General features: G+C 59.9%; 16 protein-coding genes and 1 pseudogene. 9 read left to right on the top strand and 8 right to left on the bottom strand.

Annotated elements, in window-relative coordinates; translation table 11 throughout:
* Positions 1 to 49 precede the first annotated feature (49 nt).
* From PH547_RS16010 to PH547_RS15985, 6 genes are read left to right on the top strand one after another with little or no spacing between them, the layout of a single operon-like run.
* A complete protein-coding gene (locus tag PH547_RS16010) occupies positions 50 to 1,906 on the top strand; it encodes a GMC oxidoreductase (protein ID WP_260304718.1) in 1,857 nt (618 codons plus the stop codon).
* A 43-nt stretch (positions 1,907 to 1,949) separates the two neighbouring features.
* A complete protein-coding gene (locus tag PH547_RS16005; RefSeq protein ID WP_285168813.1) occupies positions 1,950 to 3,056 on the top strand; it encodes a ferritin-like domain-containing protein in 1,107 nt (368 codons plus the stop codon).
* Positions 3,053 to 3,598, top strand: coding sequence for a hypothetical protein (locus PH547_RS16000; RefSeq protein WP_285168812.1), 546 nt, complete (start codon positions 3,053 to 3,055; stop codon positions 3,596 to 3,598). The genes PH547_RS16005 and PH547_RS16000 overlap by 4 nt, the downstream gene beginning before the upstream one ends.
* Complete coding sequence (gene iolE, locus PH547_RS15995) at positions 3,595 to 4,533, top strand: myo-inosose-2 dehydratase (protein WP_283053283.1); 939 nt, start codon at positions 3,595 to 3,597, stop codon at positions 4,531 to 4,533. The genes PH547_RS16000 and iolE overlap by 4 nt, the downstream gene beginning before the upstream one ends.
* A 2-nt stretch (positions 4,534 to 4,535) precedes the next feature.
* On the top strand, positions 4,536 to 5,552 hold the full coding sequence (locus tag PH547_RS15990) for a sugar phosphate isomerase/epimerase family protein (RefSeq protein WP_285168911.1): 1,017 nt from the start codon (positions 4,536 to 4,538) through the stop codon (positions 5,550 to 5,552).
* A 48-nt stretch (positions 5,553 to 5,600) separates the two neighbouring features.
* Complete coding sequence (locus PH547_RS15985) at positions 5,601 to 6,530, top strand: heme-binding protein (protein WP_285168811.1); 930 nt, start codon at positions 5,601 to 5,603, stop codon at positions 6,528 to 6,530.
* A 139-nt stretch (positions 6,531 to 6,669) separates the two neighbouring features.
* Here the strand turns inward: PH547_RS15985 and PH547_RS15980 are convergent, their stop codons facing one another.
* The 3 genes from PH547_RS15980 to PH547_RS15970 all read right to left on the bottom strand — a co-directional run bounded on the left by PH547_RS15980 (position 6,670) and on the right by PH547_RS15970 (position 9,021).
* Positions 6,670 to 7,572 carry an NADP-dependent oxidoreductase gene (locus PH547_RS15980; protein WP_350223738.1) on the bottom strand — a complete coding sequence of 301 codons (903 nt, stop codon included), beginning with the start codon at positions 7,570 to 7,572 and terminating at the stop codon, positions 6,670 to 6,672.
* Between the two features lie 114 nt (positions 7,573 to 7,686).
* Positions 7,687 to 8,109 carry a DoxX family protein gene (locus tag PH547_RS15975; RefSeq protein WP_260304725.1) on the bottom strand — a complete coding sequence of 141 codons (423 nt, stop codon included), beginning with the start codon at positions 8,107 to 8,109 and terminating at the stop codon, positions 7,687 to 7,689.
* A gap of 75 nt (positions 8,110 to 8,184) precedes the next feature.
* Complete coding sequence (locus PH547_RS15970) at positions 8,185 to 9,021, bottom strand: DODA-type extradiol aromatic ring-opening family dioxygenase (RefSeq protein WP_285168809.1); 837 nt, start codon at positions 9,019 to 9,021, stop codon at positions 8,185 to 8,187.
* Positions 9,022 to 9,151: 130 nt separating this feature from the next.
* On the opposite strand from PH547_RS15970, the gene PH547_RS15965 reads away from it, so the two are divergent.
* Positions 9,152 to 10,096: a LysR family transcriptional regulator gene (locus PH547_RS15965; protein WP_285168808.1), complete on the top strand. Its 945-nt coding sequence runs from the start codon at positions 9,152 to 9,154 to the stop codon at positions 10,094 to 10,096.
* A 30-nt stretch (positions 10,097 to 10,126) separates the two neighbouring features.
* Here the strand turns inward: PH547_RS15965 and PH547_RS15960 are convergent, their stop codons facing one another.
* From PH547_RS15960 to PH547_RS15940, 5 genes and pseudogenes are all read right to left on the bottom strand, one after another.
* Positions 10,127 to 10,483: a hypothetical protein gene (locus PH547_RS15960; protein WP_283053293.1), complete on the bottom strand. Its 357-nt coding sequence runs from the start codon at positions 10,481 to 10,483 to the stop codon at positions 10,127 to 10,129.
* Between the two features lie 70 nt (positions 10,484 to 10,553).
* Positions 10,554 to 11,397: pseudogene (locus PH547_RS15955) on the bottom strand (DUF3313 domain-containing protein).
* A gap of 224 nt (positions 11,398 to 11,621) precedes the next feature.
* Positions 11,622 to 13,052 carry an efflux transporter outer membrane subunit gene (locus PH547_RS15950; RefSeq protein ID WP_285168807.1) on the bottom strand — a complete coding sequence of 477 codons (1,431 nt, stop codon included), beginning with the start codon at positions 13,050 to 13,052 and terminating at the stop codon, positions 11,622 to 11,624.
* 184 nt (positions 13,053 to 13,236) lie between these two features.
* Entirely contained in the window at positions 13,237 to 14,526 is a 1,290-nt protein-coding gene (locus PH547_RS15945) for a HAMP domain-containing sensor histidine kinase (RefSeq protein ID WP_260304731.1), read from the bottom strand.
* 2 nt (positions 14,527 to 14,528) lie between these two features.
* Positions 14,529 to 15,215, bottom strand: coding sequence for a response regulator (locus PH547_RS15940; RefSeq protein ID WP_260304732.1), 687 nt, complete (start codon positions 15,213 to 15,215; stop codon positions 14,529 to 14,531).
* Between the two features lie 157 nt (positions 15,216 to 15,372).
* On the opposite strand from PH547_RS15940, the gene PH547_RS15935 reads away from it, so the two are divergent.
* Positions 15,373 to 16,473, top strand: a complete 1,101-nt coding sequence (locus tag PH547_RS15935) for an efflux RND transporter periplasmic adaptor subunit (RefSeq protein ID WP_260304734.1) — start codon at positions 15,373 to 15,375, stop codon at positions 16,471 to 16,473.
* A complete protein-coding gene (locus PH547_RS15930; RefSeq protein ID WP_285168806.1) occupies positions 16,473 to 19,628 on the top strand; it encodes an efflux RND transporter permease subunit in 3,156 nt (1,051 codons plus the stop codon). The genes PH547_RS15935 and PH547_RS15930 overlap by 1 nt, the downstream gene beginning before the upstream one ends.
* Positions 19,629 to 19,738: the final 110 nt, after the last annotated feature.

Genomic DNA, 19,738 nt, shown 5'->3' with positions numbered 1-19,738 from the left:
GGGCGAGAGAGCAGCACCCGTTTTTCACCGCATAGAATGGAGGTGCGCCATGCTGTTTGCTATTGACTCTGCGCGAAGGACCGACGCCGGAGCCGTCGCTGCGGACGGAAATTATGATGCGGTGGTCGTCGGCACCGGCATCTCGGGCGCCATCATCGCCAATGAGCTCAGCAAGGAGGGCAAGCGTGTCCTCGTCCTGGAAGCTGCGTCCGGAACGAACCGGACCTTAGCCGGATATGATGCCCTAGTAACCAACTTTTATAGTGCAGCAAGCAAGGACAACCAGTCGCCCTATCCGGTCAATCCCAATGTTCCGATGCCGCGTAGCGGGGAGCTGCGCAAGCTCCAGCCGGGCGAAACCGACGCCTCGACCTATATGGTGCAATCCGGCCCCTACGTGACCGACACGACCTATACGCGGATTTTTGGCGGCACGACCATGCACTGGGAAGCCAAAACGCCGCGACTGTTGCAGGAGGACTTCAAGTCGAACGCACTGTACGGTCAGGGGCTCGATTGGCCCCTGGACTATCGCGATATCGAAGCGGACTATCAGACTGCCGAGCGCGAGATCGGCGTGTCGGCCGATGTCGAGGACCAGAGCTATCTCGATATCACCTTTCCCCCCGGTTACGTCTATCCCATGCGGGGTCTGCCGCTTTCCTACCTGGACCAGAAGGTGGCAGAGGGCATCGACGGAACCACGGTCGAGCTCCGCGGCGAGACCTATCCCGTCAAGGTGCGGCCCTATCCCCAGGGACGCAACGGCATCCCCAATCCAGCCTATGACGGTGGCAAGGGATATGTGCCGGTCGGTGCGGTCAATACGCACGAGGTCGAGGAGGGGGGACGCTGTCAGGGCAACACGAACTGCGTTCCGATCTGTCCCGTGCAGGCGCGCTATCATTCCGGGAAAACGCTGGCGAAAGCATTCCAGACCGGCCGCGTCGATCTCCTCGCACAGGCTGTCGCCTCGCGCGTTCTGATCGACAGTGACTCGGGCCGGGTGACTGCACTCGAGGTCAAGGTCTACAAGAATGAGGCCTCGGCTGAATATGAAACGATCGCCGTCAGGGGCAAGATCTTCGTGCTGGCCGCAGGCGCCATCGAAACGCCGCGGCTGATGTTGGCATCGGGCCTGCAGAGTTCGAGCGGGCTGATCGGCCGCAACCTGATGGATCACGCCTATTTGCTGAGCTGGGCGCTGATGCCGGAGGTTTGCGGCACCATGCGTGGCACGAGTTGCACCGGCGGCATCGTGGATTTGCGCGGCGGGGCTTTCAGGCGGCATCAGGCGGCCTTCAGCGTCGATATCCACAATGATGGCTGGGGCTGGGCTGTCGGCTCGCCCTATTCCGACGTCACTGAGCTCGTAGACCAGCATAACCGCTTCGGCGGCGATCTAAGGCAGGGCCTGATAGACCGCATTTCGAGCCAATTGCTGCTCGCCTTCATGATCGAAGTGATGCCGGTCGAGAGCAATCGCGTCACGGTCGATCCGAAATATACCGATCTGCTCGGCAATATGCGGCCGGTCGTCTCGTTCACGGTTCCTGAATACACGATGCGTGGTGCCGCCTATGCGCGGGAGTTCGCAAAGACCATGTTTGCCCGGCTCGGTGCAGCCGACCACACCCGCTACGACCCCAGCGATTACGGCTACGTGAACTACGAGGGCCAAGGCTATGCCATCCGTGGCGGCAACCACCTGGCCGGCACCCACATCATGGGATCGGACAAGCAGAGGTCGGCGGTAAACATCGACCAGCGCTCATGGGAGCACGACAACCTCTACCTAGTCGGGGGCGGGAGCATGCCCACCATCGGTACCGCCAACGTCACCTTGACCCTCGCCGCACTGTGCTACCGCAGCGCTCGAGCAATGCTGAAACAGTTGCAACGATAAGCCTCGGACCGCTTCCGCGCGCACAACAATCGGAGAAGCCAGCATGTCTGACACTATTACAACGCTTCATGCTCTCAAGGAGCATCTGTACGCAGCAATGCAACTGGAACATGCAACCATTCCGCCCTATCTGACGGCGCTTTATTCGATCAAGCCCGGCACCAACGTGGATGCTGTCCAAGTCATTCGGGTGGTCGCGGTTGAGGAAATGCTGCACTTGACGGTTGCGGCAAACCTTCTGAACGCCATCGGCGGAACCCCTGATCTGACCAGGCCAGGATTCGTGCCTTCCTACCCCGCTCATCTTCCCGACGGTGAAACAGATTTCAAAGTGAGTCTGGCGTCATTCAGCAAGGAGACGCTTGCGATCTTCAAGAAGATCGAGCGTCCGCGTCTCGCCCCGGGATCACAGAAGCTCGTGAAACGCCTGTACCGTGGAAGCGTGTCGGTGCTTGCAAGCTATCCGGGCGCCAGCGACATGCAATATTACAGCATTGGGGATTTCTACGCTGCCATCGAAGACGGATTCGAGCGTCTTGAGAAGGAAGCGAATGCCGCCGGTAAGACGATTTTCATCGGGGATCGGAAGCGCCAGGTCACATCGGAATATTACTACTCCGGCGGCGGCGAGCTCTTTCCCGTCATTGATATCGAAAGCGCAAGATCGGCGATTCGCCTGGTGATGGAACAGGGTGAAGGTGCCGGTGGCGGCATCTATGACCATGAGAGAGAACTCGCGCATTACTACCGCTTCGACGAGCTGGACAGAGAGCGCTACTACCAGCCCGAGGACAGGCCCGGCCATCCGACCGGCCCGACCTTCAGCGTCGATTGGCAGGCGGTTTATCCGGTCAAACACGATCTGAAACTCTCCGACATCGACGGTAATAAGAGCCCCGAACTCTACGAAGCGGCGCTCTCGTTCAATCAAACCTATGCGGAATTCCTGGAGCAATTGACGCTGGCTTTCAACGGCCAGCCGCAGTTGCTGCTGCAGGCAGTGCCCAGAATGTTCGAATTCAGGAATCTGATGGGAGACCTGATCCGCAATCCCCTGCCCAACCACCCCGGCCAATATGCGATGGCGACGTTTGAGATTGGCGACAAAGAACTGGTGCGCGGCGTGGCGATCGAGGAGGCGCAGGCATGAGTACCAAAGATCATTCCCACCACTTTCTTGCCTTCTCGACGGAGGTGAGCGCCTTTGCCACCTTCGAATTGTGGGCCACAGGCCAGGTAGAAGCCTACCTTGCGACCGTCACCGCCGCGATTGGCGACGAGATCCTGAACGAACTGCTTTTCACTTACGAAAAGATCTGTCTAGAGACGGAAGGCCAGCCTTCGTCCAAGCGGAAGGCACGTCTGCGCCGGGAGATTTTTGGAAGCGAGAAACTTGGCCCGGTCGCGCGAAACATCATCAAGCTCTGGTACGTCGGCACTTGGTACGAACTGCCGACGGCCTGGTTCGAGGCGTTCGGTGTCAGGTCAAAGGACGTGACCTTTGTCGTATCGCCGGCGGCCTATGCCGAAGGCCTGATGTGGAAGGCGATCGGAGCCCATCCCGCGGGGGCGAAGGCCCCGGGTTACGGGTCATGGGCGTCCCCGCCACGGATTCCGGCATTCGCGGGCGAGCATGCGAATGCGCAAGTCAAGGAAGTTCAAGTCAACCGCAACGAAGGATTGGCAAAATGAGCACGCAAACACCTCGACTCTCCCCCGATAAAGTCTGGCTTGGAATCACGCCGACGCTTTGGTGGAATGATGATTTCATCAATATCGATATCGGCATTCCCTTCGAGCAATGCATCAGTGAAATGGCGCTCGCCGGCTATGTCGGCTGCAGCATCGGCCACAAATATCCGACGAACCCCAAGGTTCTGAAGGCGGCACTCGACCTGCGTGGTCTGCGCGTCTCTGAACCATGGGTCAGCACCTATTTCACGATTAAAGCCATGAAAGAGCAGACAATCGCAAAGGTTCGCGAGCAACTCGCCTTTCTGGAGGAGATGGAGCGCGGCAGCACGGATCCGAGGAGAGCGGATCTTGTCGTGGCCGAGTTCGGCCATGCCGTCAATCCGCTGCCATTCGCGCTGTTTCCGAATTGCCCGACGTTGACCGATGAACAGTGGGATCGGTTGGTGGATGGACTGCATCAGATTGGCAGGATTGCCAGGGAGGAAGGTCGGCGCCTTTGCTATCATCCGCATCTCGGCACCGGTGTGATGATCGCTTCGGCCGTCGATCGGCTGATGGAAAGGACCGATCCGGATATCGTCCATCTGTTGCTGGATACCGCCCATCTTGCCGCCGCCGGCGTTGATCCCCTGGCTGTCACCAAGAAATACGCTTCCCGCATCAAGCACATCCATCTGAAGGATATCCGCGCCGATGTCGTAAGCCGCGTTCATGCCGAAGGGCTCTCCTTCGAGGCGGCCATCGAGGCCGGCATATTCACCGTTCCCGGAGACGGCTCGATAAAGACCTTCCCACAAATTCTTGCGATGCTCGCCGAAGCCGATTTTGCCGGTTGGCTGGTGATCGAGGCCGAGCAGGATCCGGCAAAGGCCAATCCGCTCAAATACGCCAAGATGGCGCGCGCCTATCTACAAGAGACGCTTGGGTGGTAGCGATGGATCAGGGCGCAAAAAGAGAGATCCTGCTGAGCCTGTTCATGTTCACGGCGGACCTGCGGCCGAATGATCGGGCCTATACCCAAACGTTAATTGAGCACATCAAGGCTCTGCTCGCCATGGGCTACGACGGCTTCGACCTGCCGATCGCCGCCCAGCAGACCAGCGACCATCAGGCCGAGATCGACAGCTATGCCCGCTTCAGGCAGGCCTTGGATGCCGCCGGCCTGGAAACGGTACGCTTCACGACCAATGTCGGGACAACCCGGACCTTTGATCCCACGTCGCCTTTCCGCGAACAGCGGGAAGGCGCCCTGGCCTATCTGAAGTCCCGCGTCGACATCACGTCGATTCTGGGTGGCAAGACCGTCATGGCGGGGCCGATCGTCTTCCCTTATGGCGTTTTTCCGACACTCGATTCCGGTACGCCGCTATGGAGCGACGCGCTGCAGGATTGGCTTGAACCTCGCTACAGGCTCGCGCGGCCGATTATCGAGGAACTCGCCAATTATGCGGAGAAGAGGGCGGTCAAGCTCGCGATCGAGCCGGTGGACCATTGGGAAACACCGGCGCCGAACATGGTCTCGGACGTGCTCGATTTTCTGGAAGGGGTCGGCAGTTCCCAGGCGGGCTTGACCATCGACAGCGCCCATGTGGTGCTTGGAAGCAGCGGACCTGCGGCTTTCCAGAACGACTTGCGCAACACCGTGGCGCAGCGTCGTCTGAACTACATACATATTTCTGCGCCTGATCGAGGCGCGTTGAAGGACTGCTGGATCCCCTGGGAAAGCTTCCTTGCGCCGATCCTGCCGGTCTATGACGGCCCATTCCTGATCGAAGTCTTCAACGCGGTGCCGGCTTTTCTCGGCGGCCTGCGTCTAACCCGTCGCAAGTTCTGGATTCCCGGCGAGGATCAGCCGGTGGCGGACCAATCCAGTGCCTACGACGTCGCCCGCGACGGTTTGGAAACCCTCCGGGAGGAATTCGCCAAGCTTGAGTATCTTTCGGCGCTTTAATCGATCCGCTGACACCGACCAATATCACAAAAAGGACTGGTGACGACGATGAACGAAATACAGCCTTCACCTCTTCACATGCGGGGCCTGACCACATTGCGGCGCGTGGCACCGTCTCAGCGGGTCACCGCCGATCGACTCGGCGCCCTGGCGGATCTCCCCGGTTTCTGGGAAGGGACGGGTTTTAGCCTTATTGCTCGTCCCGATTATTCCGGTCGCAGCGAAAACGGCTTCTACCTTCAACTCAATCTGTTGCATGAAACGATCGAATTCACTTCGATCGGCTCCCCCGTCTTCAATCGTGGCAGCGAGCAAGGCGATATCGCCATTTATGGCGTCACCTATCTGCATCGCGTCACGGACGGCACCAATGGCGGCGCGCTTCATATCGAACCCGGCATGTGGCTGACTATCCCGGCAACCACTGCGCCAAAGGCCGATGCGAGCATTGCGAGGTTGGGCACGATCCCCCACGGCAACGCCTTCTGTACGGTTGGTTTCGTACAGCATGCGGAGTTCAACAAGGTGCCGGAGATTCCGCCGGCCAATACGATACCCTTCCCCATAGACGGCAAGCCGCCGGAACCCGGCAGCAAGAATCCGTATCCGGAATATGACCTCGCCATTCCGAGCCAATTCCGAACCAATCCTGTCCCGGCAGGCATTGTTCAGGCGATGATCGATGACCCGAACCAGGTGCTGCGGGATACCTTGAACCATCAGGTCTTTGAGCAGGGGCAGACGCTCAAGCAGATCACACGGTTGATAACCTCCACGGCCGGCGGCATCGCAAATATCCCGTTCATCACCACTAATGCCAATACGCTCGATCTCGACTCCGTCTTTGCCATCGAAACCGTCGTAGACGCTCTGGGGAACGAGTTTCTGCAACTGCAATATTCGCAAACCGGTTTGCTGAATTTCAAAGGCAAGAGCTTTCCGCACGTAACGGTCGGAACGTTGATCAAAGCATTTTAGGCTGGTTTAGCGAAGTGCCGCTATGCGGTTGGAGCCGGTTCTGCGACCAGAACCGGCTCCCCGTGACATTATCGTTCTCTCCCCGCAATGCCGGCCGGAACGGCTGGGACGAAACCTCATCGCGGGAGGATTTTTCCCATTAATGTTTCAAAACGACCTTCCCTTGAGCTCCCGCGGCGACCGCGTTTTGGGCCGCACCGATCTCTTCGAGTTGGAAGCTGTGCGATATGGGTATCACGAGCAATCCCCGCGCGGCTGCGTCCAGCACCGCGTCGAGCGTGGCAGCATCGGTTCGATGGTAGAGTTCGTGGATGATCACGCGGTTGTCGGTGTTGGCGCCTTCGGGCACCGGAACGATGCTGGCGACTTGACCGCCGTCTTTCGCATGTCCGATGAGGTTTTGAGCCACAGGCGCCGCGGCGCTGATCGCGTAATCAAAGGTTGGGCTCTCGGCCGGCACCGTGATATCCAAGGCTTCTCCCGCTAGCTCCTGCGCCTCATTCAACCGCTCTGGCCGAACGCCGGCGACAGGTTTGGCACCTATCTGCTGGAGGTATTGGATTGCGGCGCGGCCGACAGAGCCGAGCGCACCCGAGATCAATACACGGTCGCCTGCCTTGATACCCAAGGCGTCCACCGTCTGCCGCCCGGTAAGGCCAGCCTTAACCAAGGCCGCTCCCTGTTCGAACGTCAGTGCGGTGGGCAGCTTGGCAACGGAGGTTGCGGGCACGAGCCCGAATTCGGCATGGGCTCCCTTACCATTCGCTGGAAAATCAGCGACGACCCTGTCGCCGACCGCGAAGCCCGTAACGCCCTCGCCGATTTCCGATACCGTGCCAGCGGCGTCCCCGCCCAGTACTGCCGGCAGCGGAAGCGGTATGTACTGAGCCATAAAACCTTGGCGCAGGATGAGATCGAAGGGGTTAACGGCCGAAGCTTCGATTTTGATCAGGACTTCACCGGCTCCCGGCTTCGGTGTCGGAATATCACCGATCTCAAATTGCTCGATACCGCCATAGGATTTCAGAAGAGCAGCCTTCATTGCTTGCCTCCACAGGTCTGGTGTTGCTTTCACAAAATTCCGGTCTTCCGCCACAAGCTTGATCAGATCGCGCAAGCGCGATACGCCCTTGCTGTGCGACGGAAGAGCGTTGGCTTATGCGTTCTTGGTGGCTGAGATCTGGTTCGAAGACGAGCGTCGGATGTTGTCCAATGCCCAGCTACCGGCGCCGGCAAAGGCGATGAAGAGGAAGATGAAGCAGAACATGATGGCTGGCTCGCCCATGTTGAGCGCGGGCCAGAAACCCTGCGGCGCATGCGCCATCCAGTAGGCGGCGGCCATTTCGCCTGAGGCGACGAAGGCGGCGACGCGCGTGAAGAGACCGGCGGTGATCAGCAATCCAGTGACGATCTCGATTGCGCCGGCGATGAGCATGATGGCCGGCAACGGATAGGGCACGCCCGGAATTGCCGCCGGGAACTGGAAGAACTTCATCGTCGCGTGTTCGAGGAACAGCAGTGCGGTCACGATCCGCAAAATCGCGAGGACATGAGGCGTCCATTTCGTGGTGTTCAACATGATATTTCTCCTAAGTGGCCGTTGAGATCGTCAAGCGGCAGTGGTGTTAAGTTCGAAGTTCTTTTCAGAGCTTCATCATTGGCCTGACGCGGCGATGGGCGCATAGCCGAAGCGGAAGCTGGAAGCCGTGAGCCCGCCTGCGAAGTCATTCTGATGATAGGTGACGGCGCCGGGTTCATCTCTTGCGGCCCCGACTGCCACCATCAGCGGGATGAGATGATCCTCGCGTGGATGCGCAGCACGGGCAGATGGTGCCTGCTCCCATTCGAGCAACAGCTTCGCTCGCTCATAGGGAGAAGAGTGGACCAGCGTCTGCTGGAGCCACGCATCAAACTGGCGGGATGGCTCGTGGCCTTCATTGCCCCGCATGGCCCTCAGATTGTGATAGCTGAGGCCGCTTCCGATGATCAGCACGCCTTCATCGCGCAGCGGCGCCAGCGCGCGCCCGGCTTCAAGATGCAATGCCGGATCGTAGCTCACGTCTAGCGAGAGCTGAACGACAGGCACGTTTTCCTCGGGATAGAGCGGCTTCAGGATACTGAAAGTACCATGGTCGAAACCACGGGTCGGATCGAGCGCAGCCTCAATGCCGCGTCCCTGCAGCAGAGCCTGCACGCGCTTGGCAAGCTCAGGCTGGCCCGGCGCACCATATTTGATGTGATAAAGATATTCGGGGAAGCCGTGATAGTCGTAGACCATCCCCGGCTGGGCGCCTGAAGATATGGCAAAGCGCTGCTCTTCCCAATGGCCGGAGACCACCAGGATCGCCCGGACTGCATTGCCGAGTTCGGCGCGCATCTCGACTAGCGATTGCTCGAGCTTGTCGAAGTTACGGCGGAATCCATCGGTGATATAAGGCCAGGGACCGCCGCCATGGCTGACGAAATAGGTCGGAAGACTAAGCTCATTCATATGATCTGCCCTTGTCGAACTGTGCGGATGCCGCATGGCATCCCGGCTTGATGGTCAGACCTTGAACTTTTCGCCAATGTTGATCAATGTGCCTTACATTGAAGAACCATTTCCTCAGAGTTGACGATCAATGGATACCTTGACGAGTTTGCGCGTCTTTTGCGCGGTGGCTGAACTTAAGAGCTTCACAGTGGCTGCAGATCGCCTTGGCCTCTCGCCCGCAATGGCGAGCAAACATGTGATGCACTTGGAAAGCCGGCTGGGAACGCGGCTGCTGAACCGAACCAGCCGGCACGTCAGCATGACCGAGAGCGGCATGCTCTATTTCAACCAGGCCAGGCAGATGCTCGACGGATTGGATGAGGTGGAAGCCGCCGTGAGCAACGTCACGGTCATGCCCCGCGGAACACTAAAGTTCAGTGCCCCGGTATGGGCCGCAAATTCGCTCATCGCCCGCGTGCTTGCCGAATATCAGCAGCGCTATCCCGACGTGCGCTTCGACATGGATCTTAGTGGCCGGATCGTCAATCTGGTGGATGAGGGCTTCGATCTCGCTTTGCGGGCGACCGCACCCGAGCGGCTCGATCCGAGCCTTGTCGCACGCCCCTTGATGCAGGTTGCCTTTCATCTCGTGGGATCTCCCGGCTATCTGTCACGAACAGGGCGTCCGAGCGAACTGGCTGATCTCAATGGTCACGCGCTGCTGGCCTATAGCGGCATGAACGTGAACGGCGGCTTGGCGATCAAGGGAACAGAGGGACCGGAAACGGTGAATTTCCGGCCCGTCATGCAAAGCGAAAACGAGATTATGCTGCATCTGGCCGCGCTCGAGCATATGGGCCTCGTCTTTTTGCCGATATGGATGACGCAGAATGACATTGCCGAAGGGCGCCTGGAGTTGGTGCTTCCCAAGGCCGTGACATTCAACGCCACTCTTCATGCCGTTTATCCCAGCAAAAAATACCTTTCAGCCAAGGTTCGCACCTTCATCGACTTTATCGCTGCGCGAAAGAACCTCTGCTCAGCGGCAGCCGAAGAACGGTCGGCCGGGGAGGTTCATTCCATTGATTGGTGACTTCCGGGCGGCAAACGCGACCGACAACCCCTAGCGGCTGAACTTCAGATCCGGCTTGTCGCCATCCCAGGACTGGAGTCCGCCCGAGACCTCACGGAATCTTAGGCACTTCGTTCCCATCTTGCCGGAGAGGCACATCGCATCGCCCTTAACCGTCCAGGTGACGGAGAGCGCAAACGGCAGGGGGCCGCGTATGCTTCCAGTGCCATCCTTGTTGAGCGTGACTTTGAGGGTCTTGCCATCGGGCGCGTCGGCCATCCAGGGAGCTCCGTCGGCAAGCATGGCAGCGGCCTTTTGGGCCGGAAGATAAGCCTGCCCTTCCGTCGCGAATGCGGGGTTTGAAGCAAGAATCGCGGCGATTGCCGCAAGCTTCAGATGCATCTTCATGGTCGATATCCTTTCCTTGTTCTATTCGTTTGGAGCCTTGTAGGCTCATGCTGAGGGGCAGTGGCAACGTCTACTGCGAAGCGGCCGCTCCTTTGTCGCTCCAGCCCGGCGGTAGGCCCAACTGGCCGGCGACCGCTCCCGTGATGCCGGGGGAAGATCCGAACGCCTTGCAGGCGTCGTATTTCGGAGCGCCACCGAGCGATGCCTTTATCTTTTGCATCGACGGCATGGTCGGCGTTCCCTTGAATGGATCGCGACCTTTGACCAGCATGCGGGCTGAAGTCGCCGCCGAATGCGGAGGAGAGGGAGTAGGCATCCCCGACTGTGGAGATCCGCGCCCTTGTCGTCAGCATATTCGCCCCGCGCGACCAAAGCATCGCCGCTTTCTGCGTCCCATCCTGGCTGACCGCTTCCGCTTCGACGGACAGCCCGCCGAGGCCAATTGGAAGCCTTGGAATTGGAACGGCGAGTGCGACCGATGCGCCGAGCGATGCGACGGCGGATGTTGCGGCGGCCGTCCTATTTGTTGGAACGATATCGGTGACCGTGGCATGGACGACGAGATCCGCCGGATGGTTGGCAGCCACGATCTGAAAACGGTCGCTGAGGCCAACGCAAAGAGCTCGGTCTATGGCGTTGGTGACAAGCGCAAGACCCTTCGGGTCCAATGCACCGCTGTTGCCGAGCTGTGCCGATGTCGGCATGATGCGTACCGTGCGTGCATTGAGAACTGACGCTGGGTCCACCCGCAGCTTCGCCTTGGTCAGCGAACCTCCCGATGCCGCCATATCCGTATAAGAACTGAGAGAAGTACCCTGGTGCAGGGGCACGCTCGCACAAGAGGGAAGTATTGCAAGCGCAGCGGCGGCTAAGGTTTGTCGGCGGACGTCAGCAAGCCTAAGGCAAAAACTCATGTGGCAAATCTTCTGAACAGGGATCGTAGCTGTGCTTTAGCAATGCCGGCGTTAATGGCCGTAAAGGCAGTGTAAAGTTGGGTAAAACTGGAGAAGAGCGGTCTTTCCGGAGGCAGGATGGAGACCGATCTATTGCCGACTGAGCACGGCAGATCGCCCCGCTATGGGATAGCGTCGGTACGACAGCTCAATACTCAAGCGCTCGCTTCAATTACCATTGCGGCTCATGGTGTCGCTGCCGGTGCCGCTGAGTTCAACGTCGCTTCTTGAGAACGATAACCCGCACCTATTGCGACGTGGAGGTCAACATAGTCCTTGGCAAGCGTCTGAATGGCTTCGGCAAGACTTGCCTGCGCATCGGAAACGTCACGCTGCGAAGTCAGGACGTCGAGCAATGAGGATGCCCCATCTTTGTAACTCATGGTCGAAAGCCGCAGAGATTCCTGCGCCGTCTTGACCTGATTGCGTAGCGCCGCCTCAGCCTGTGCATCGCGACGAATGGCAGAAAGAGCGTTTTCCACCTCTTCCGCCGCGCTGTTCACCGTATCCTTCCAGGCGAGATACGCTGTTTTGGCCTTGGATCTTGCGCTGTCGACATCGGCACGCAGACTTCCACCATCGAAGATCGGCAGGTCAAGGGTAGGGCCGAAGGACCAGCTGGTCAGGCTTCCGGCATTGCTTGCCGTCGAGCCGACCCGGCTTGGAGAGATCGAGCCGGACAGGGAGATGGACGGATAAAGCTTAGCCTCGGCAACGCCGATATTGGCAACGGCCTCCGCCAATTCGCGCTCGGCCTTTCGTATATCGGGACGATTGCGGATCAGATCGGCCGGAACGCCGGCTTGTATCGTGCCGTTGAACACTGGCTGTGCAGCATCCTTGCGCAGCTCCGCCTTCATCGTCGATGCCGGCATGTTAAGCAATGTCGCTATATGATGAACTTCGCTATTGAAGCTGTTTTCAAGGCCGGGGATCTCCGAGCGCGTCGATTGCACCAAACCTTCGGCCTGGACGACGTCGAGACGGGAAGCGGCGCCCGCACTCGATTGTTGCTTGGTAAGATCATATGTCTCGAGCCGGGATTTCAGGTTCGCGTTGGAAAGCGCGATGCGCTCTTGGTAGTAGCGTGCATCGATGTAGCTCGACACAATATCCTTCATCACGGAGAGTTTCTCGTCATCAGCCGAAGCGTAGGCTGCGTCCAAAGCAGCGCGTGCGCTCTCCGTCGCGCGACGGTACCGGCCGAATAGATCGAGCAGCCATGAGGCGCTAACCTCGCCGGCGGTTGTGTTGGTGGTGCCTGTGGTCGTGCGCAGCGAACCTTTTTCACCTGAAACCGTATGCGACGCGCTGAGGTCGAGGCTCGGTAATCCGCCAGCGCCGGCGGTGACGACATTTGCGGAGGCCTGATTGATTTCCTCCAATGCTTGCTGCACATCGAGGTTGCGGGACAAGCCGCGGGCCACCAGACTGTCGAGTTGCTTGTCGCGATAGGCTGTCCACCACCGGGTCGTTGAAACATCGTTATTGCTCTTGGCTCCCCCTTCCGTGAACTTTGCCGGAAGCGGCATCTGCGGGGGGACATGATCCGGACCGCTCACGCATCCTGCCAGCATAAGCAGCAACGCCAGTGAGGAATAGCGCAGGGATATCATTCAATTTCTTCCTGTGTGGCAGACGAAAGAGCGCTTCGTCGAAGGAGGGCATTTGATCGAATCCCAGGAACAGGGATCGCGGCCCAGGTGTAGCCACGCCAGCGTTAATGGCCGTTAAGACAGTGTAAAATTGGGTAAAGACACGCGCGGCTGTGGCGCCATGCGTCCTGAAGGTCGAGCCGGATCAGGCGCGATCGCTTGTCGGGCCAAACATCGCCGGCCGCCGGGGGATTTCAAGGGTGAGAGCCAGACCGCCGGCTGCCGGCAGCGACGCGGCGACCCGCCCGCCGTGACGCTCGACCGCCTGCCTGGTGATTGCGAGGCCGAGGCCATATCCACCTTCCGGCACGGCGTCGTCGCCACGGGAGAACGGCTGGAAAATGCGTTCGAGCTCATCTCGCCCAACACCCGGCCCTTGATCCGTCACGCGGATCTTGAGGAGATCAGTCGTCGTCTCGCAGGAGACCGATATGCTCGAATGCGGGGCGGTATATTTGACGGCATTGCGAATGACGTTTTCAAGCGCCCGATAGATCAGCTCGCCTTCGACTTCGGCCAGGAATATGCCGCCGACATTGGAGGTAATCGAGACCTCCCGTGCCTGAGCTTCGAATGCCGCATCGCCGAGGATCTCGTTCAACAGCTCGATGACATCAAGGGATTGCGTTTTCAAAGGCAGGCTGGCTCCGGCGTTCAGGCGGGCAAGCGTCAGGATCTCCCCCACCAGCACATCGAGTCGTTCGACCTCGCGATCCATGCGGTCCAGCATGAGGTCGAGTTTCGCCGGGTTCTGACGAAGCACGCCCACGGCGGCCTGCAGGCGGGACAGGGGCGAACGCAGCTCATGGGATACGTCATGAAACAGTCGCTGCTGCGCATCCTGGAGCTCCTGCAGCCGCGCGGCGCTGGAATCGAAATCATGCGCGAGCGCGGTGACCTCGTCCTTTCGGCCGGCCATCTTGTCTCCGATGCGGAAGTCGAAACGGCCATGGGCGAGCGCACTCAGGCCGTCACGCAGATGAACGACCGGGCGAATGAGATATCGGGCGAGCGCGCCCGCCGATATCGTGGCCGAAATCAGGATCGTGATCCACGGCATCAATGGAGCCAAGGTCTCCAAGCTGAAACTGATCGGAGTTGACAACGAAATGCGATAGCAAACTCCGTCCCTCAAGACGGATCTCGTATCGGCCGTTTTCTCCTGTTTGCAGGCGTTGGCGTCGGCGACCTTGGAAAGGGTCAGGCCGAGCGGTCGCGTCTTTTCACTCATGCGCACGAAATGCGCGGCCGCGTCTTCGCCGTCCTGAACCAGAACGTTCTCAGTCAGGTTCAGCACCAGCGTCCGGCGTTCCTCCTCAAGTTCCTTGGCGAAGGGCACCGCCTGAAGCAGCTTGACGATAATGATGATGACCGCGACGGTTGTCGCCAGGGTCAGCCAGATGATTGTGAAGAACTTCCAGAAAAGCCGGGGCATGGTCAGTCCACGAGAAGTTGATAGCCCTGGCCCCGGACGGACTGTATCCAGGATTGCCCGTCCTCTCTGAGCCCGAGTTTCTGACGAACGCTGCTGATATGGACGTCGATGCGGCGATCGAACGGCGTGAGCGGCTTTCCGAAGGCGCGCTTCGAGATGTCCTGCTTCGACACGAGTTGGCCAGCGCTGCGGGCAAGGACTTCGAGCAGGCTGAATTCGGTGCCGGTCAGTTCCAACGTCTCGCCGCGCCATTCAGCGGTGCGGCTGCCCGGATGGATCACGAGCTGGCCAGCCCTCAGCGTATCGGTCGATGCGCCGGCCGCCGGCTGTCCCGCCCGGCGCAGGATCGCCCGCAGCCTGGCCGCAAGTTCGCCCGGCGAGCAGGGCTTCGGCACATAATCGTCGGCGCCGAGGTTCAGACCGGATATGCGATCGATGTCATCGCCTCTTGCCGTCAGCATCAACACGGGAACCCGGCTCAATTTTCTGATGCGTTGTAGAACTTCTATCCCGTTCATGCGCGGCATCATGATATCGAGCACGATGATGTCGACCGTATTGCCGGCGGCGGCGGCAATAGCCGCTCGACCATCCGTGTCTGTTGCGACGTCATATCCTTCCTCGGCCAGATATTCCTGCAGAAGCGTCGTCAGCTCGACATCGTCGTCGATGAGGAGAACCTTGTTCATTCACGTCGTCCGTCATTCCTATCTGTCATCCATACAATACAAATGCGAACGCGGGGCCAAGTTTTACCCAGCTTAACACTAACTTGACCGCACTTAACGTTCGTCCGGCTACTGATCGACGTGGGGCATTGGTCGCGCGGCAGGAATAGCCGTGCCCATGCCAGACTTGCCAAGGAATGCATCGTTGAAAAAGCCGTCCATAACATTTGCCACCGCGCTCGTTGCGGCGGCGCTTCTGTTTCACAGCAGCAATGTCGCAGCCGAACAGGCCGCCGCGCCCGCTCTCACCGTCTCTCTGACGATACCGTCGCAACGGGACTGGCCGGAAACCGTTCCCGCGAGCGGCTGGCTGAAGCCGTGGCAGGAAGCGATCATCGCCTCCGAGACGAGCGGCCTGCGCATCACTGACGTCCTGGTCGATGTCGGGTCCGTGGTTACGAAGGGGCAGACGCTGGCCCGGCTTTCGCAGGAGAGTGTGCTGGCAGACCTTCGTAAGCAGGAGGCGGCTGTCGTGACCGCCAAGGCAAATCTGACGAAGGCCAAGGCGAATGCGGATCGGGCACGGCAGCTCAGTTCGTCCGGGGCTCTCTCCGACGAGAAAATCACTGAATATTTCGCCGACGAGCAGACGGCGACGGCAAGCTTGGCATCCGAGGAAGCCGCGCTCGACAGCGAAAAGATCAAGCTCGGGCAGACGACCATCACCGCCGTCGACGATGGCCTCATAACCTCGCGTTCGGCCAACCTCGGCGCCGTCGTCTCAACCGGCACCGAGCTGTTTCGCATGGTCCGTCAGCAGCGTGTCGAATGGCAGGCCGAAGTATCGGCGCGCTATCTGCCGCGGATTTCCGAAGGCTTGAGCGTTGCGATCAACGGGCCGGATGGGCATGCCATCGAAGGCAAGGTGAGGCTTGTCGGGCCTTCGGTCAGTACCGACACGAGCCGGACAATCGTCTATGTCGCGCTTCCAGCCGATGCCCGTCCGCGCACCGGCCTTTACGTCACGGGCAACATCGAATTGCAGACCACGCCGGCCCTGACCGTACCCGAAACGGCGATCGTGTTCCGGGACGGCATCAGCTACGTCTTCGCGGCAGGCGAGGACAACCGGGTGCGCAGGGTTCGGGTGGAAACCGGCCGTCGCAATGATGGCGAGGTGGAAATCATCTCCGGCATAGATGCCTCGTCGAAGGTCGTGACCTCGGGCGGAGCCTTTCTGTCGGACAATGACCTCGTGAAGATTGCGGGGAAAAACTGATGAATTTCTCCGCCTTCTCGATCCGCAACCCTGTCCCGGCGATCCTGCTGTTCATCATGCTTGCCGCCGGTGGGCTGCTGGCCTTCAAGCATCTGCCGATCCAGAATTTTCCTGATATGGACCTTCCGACCATCAGCGTCACCGCCACGCTCGATGGTGCTGCGCCGACGCAGCTTGAGACGGAGGTTGCCCGTACCATCGAGGACAGTCTCGCCGCGCTGAGCTATCTCGACCATATCACCACGACGATCACCGACGGCACCGTCTCGATCAAGGTTTCCTTCAAGCTGGAGAAAGACAGCGAAGCCGCCCTCAACGAGGTCCGCAATGCCGTCGACAGCGTCAAGGCTGATCTGCCGTCGCAGATGGAAACGCCGAGCGTCACCAAGGTCACGGTACAGAGTTCCGCACTGGTCACCTATGCTGTCCGCTCAACCGCTCTCAATGAGACCGAACTGTCCTGGTTTGTCGACAATGATCTGACCAAGGCGCTGCTGTCGGTGCCGGGCGTGGGGCAGGTCAACCGCATCGGCGGGATCGACCGCGAGGTTCATGTCGATCTCGATCCATCGACGATGGCGTCGTTCGGAGTGACGGCGGCGACCGTATCGGCGCAGTTGAAGGCCGTGCAAGCCGACACGTCCGGCGGCCTCGGCGAGGTCGGCGGCTCTCGTCAGACATTGCGTACGCTGGGCGCGCTGCCCTCTGTCGAGGCGCTGAAGGGACTCAGGATTCCCCTGGCCAATGGGCAGCAAGTCCGACTTGACGATGTCGCATCCGTCACCGACAGCTTCGCGGAGCGCTCCTCGATGGCCTATCTCGATGGCAAGCCGGTGATCGCGGTCGAGATCAAGCGTTCGAACGGGTTTTCGGACAGCGGGGTCGCAGCCGGCGTCGACGCTGCGATCAAGACGTTCGCAGCCGCCCATGCCAATGCGCAGATCGATGAAGCCTACAGCACGATCGGACCGATTATCGATAACTATGACGGTTCGATGCACATGCTGTATGAGGGGGCGATCCTGGCGATCGTGGTCGTCTGGCTCTTCCTTCGGGACTGGCGCGCAACGATCCTGTCGGCCCTGGCGCTGCCCTTGTCGGTCATCCCGACCTTCCTCGTCATGTATCTGGCGGGCTTCAGCCTGAATATCGTCACCTTGCTCGCACTGTCGCTGGTGGTCGGAATCCTCGTCGACGACGCGATTGTCGAGATCGAAAACATTGCCCGCCACCTTCAAATGGGCAAGCGGCCGCTCGATGCTGCAATGGAGGCTGCCAACGAAATCGGCCTTGCGGTCATCGCGACCACCTTCACGCTGGTCGCCGTCTTCCTGCCAACGGCATTCATGAGTGGCATACCGGGCCTCATATTTCGCCAGTTCGGCATCACCGCCGCTGTTGCCGTTGTCGCATCGCTTGTCGTTGCCCGTCTGCTCACTCCCATGATGGCGGCCTATTTCATGAAGGCCCATCCGTCGGAGCAGAAGGATGGCCGCATCATGCGCGTCTATATGGCCGTCGCGAAGGCTGCCCTCAATCACAGGAAGACCACGGTGGTCGTGACCGCTGTCGTTGTTGCGCTTTCACTCGCCACCATTCCCTTGCTGAAGTCCGGCTTCCTGCCTGCTTCCGACGATGCGCGCGCCCAGATCACGCTCACCATGCAACCCGGCGCCACCATCGAGCAGACGGATGCGATGACCAGAAAAGCCGCCGATATCGCCGGCAAGCTGCGCGACGTCACGCATGTCTTCTCCTCGGTCGGCTCGACATCCTCCGGCGGCGGCCCGGACACCAGCACCACGAGCGATGTTGGCTCCGCAACGATCGTCGTCGTGCTGACGCCCATTGATGAGCGCGACCGCAAGCAGTCGGAAATCGAAAACGATATCCGACAGGCGCTCTCCGTCCTCCCCGGCGTGCGTGTGGCGGTCGGTAGCGGCGGCAACGGCACCAAGCTCGATATCACTCTTGCCAGCGACGACGCCAATGCGCTCGACAGCGCAAGCACGGCACTGGAGGAGCAACTGCGCACGCTGCAGGGCATCGGCGCGGTCACATCGACAGCGGCCAGGCAGGCGCCGGAAATTCAGATCACGCCCGATTTTGCCCGCGCCGCAGCGCTCGGCGTGACGTCGAATGCGATCGCCAGCGCCGTGCGCGTGGCGACGAACGGAGAATATTCTTCCGATCTGCCGAAGCTCAACCTGCCGCAGCGGCAAATCCCGATCGTCGTCCGCTTCTCGCCTGAGACGCGAACCAATCTCGATGACATCAAGAACATGCGCGTCGCCGGCACCAACGGCAATGTCGATCTCGGATCGATCGCCGATATCCGCATCGGCGGCAGCCCTTCGGAAATCGACCGCATCGACCGTATGCGCAATGTCACCGTTTCCGTCGAACTCAACGGCCGCATTCTGGGCGACGTCAACCGCGAGGCGAAAGCGCTGTCGGCGCTCCAGCACCTGCCGCCGGGCGTCACGCTGGTGGAACAGGGCGAACTTCAGCGCAGCTCCGAGCTGTTCCAGAGCTTTGCCCTCGCAATGGCGATCGGTGTGTTCTGCATCTATGCGGTGCTCGTCCTGCTGTTCCACGATTTCCTGCAGCCGTTGACACTTCTGATGGCCCTGCCGCTCTCGCTCGGCGGTGCGCTGGTGCCACTTGTGGTAACCGGCACCAGTTTCTCGATGCCCGCCGTCATCGGCCTTCTCATGCTCATGGGCGTGGTGACGAAGAACTCCATTCTGCTCATCGAATACGCGATCATGTCGCGTCGCCAAGGCATGTCCCGGTTCGATGCGCTCGTCGATGCCTGCCACAAGCGCGCGCGGCCGATCGTCATGACCACCATTGCCATGGCCTCGGGCATGCTGCCGGCCGCGCTCAGCCTGATGGGCGGAGATTCGAGTTTCCGGCAGCCAATGGCGATTGTGGTGATTGGCGGGGTGATGATGTCGACACTGCTCAGCCTCATCGTCATCCCGGTCATCTTCACCTTCGTCGACGATCTGGAAAACGTCCTCAAACGGCTGCTGCGTTGGCTCGGGCTGAGCCATGAAAGTGCCGATGACGCGGCGCCGCATGCTGCATCCAATGACCGGGAGGCGATCGCCTTTAAGCCCGATCAGAAGCAGGCACGCGGCCACAGATGATCTCCTTTCGGCAGCCGTCGGTCCAATGCATCTGCGTCAAACAGAAGCAACGCTTGCCAATGCTTACCGCAACCTCTTCGGTCGCGTTCCTCCCCCGGGAACGAGGCCGC

This window comes from Rhizobium cerradonense, assembly GCF_030182455.1.
Classification (GTDB): domain Bacteria; phylum Pseudomonadota; class Alphaproteobacteria; order Rhizobiales; family Rhizobiaceae; genus Rhizobium.
Note: the sequence above shows the minus strand (reverse complement) of the source record. Positions and strands in the feature narration are given on the sequence as shown.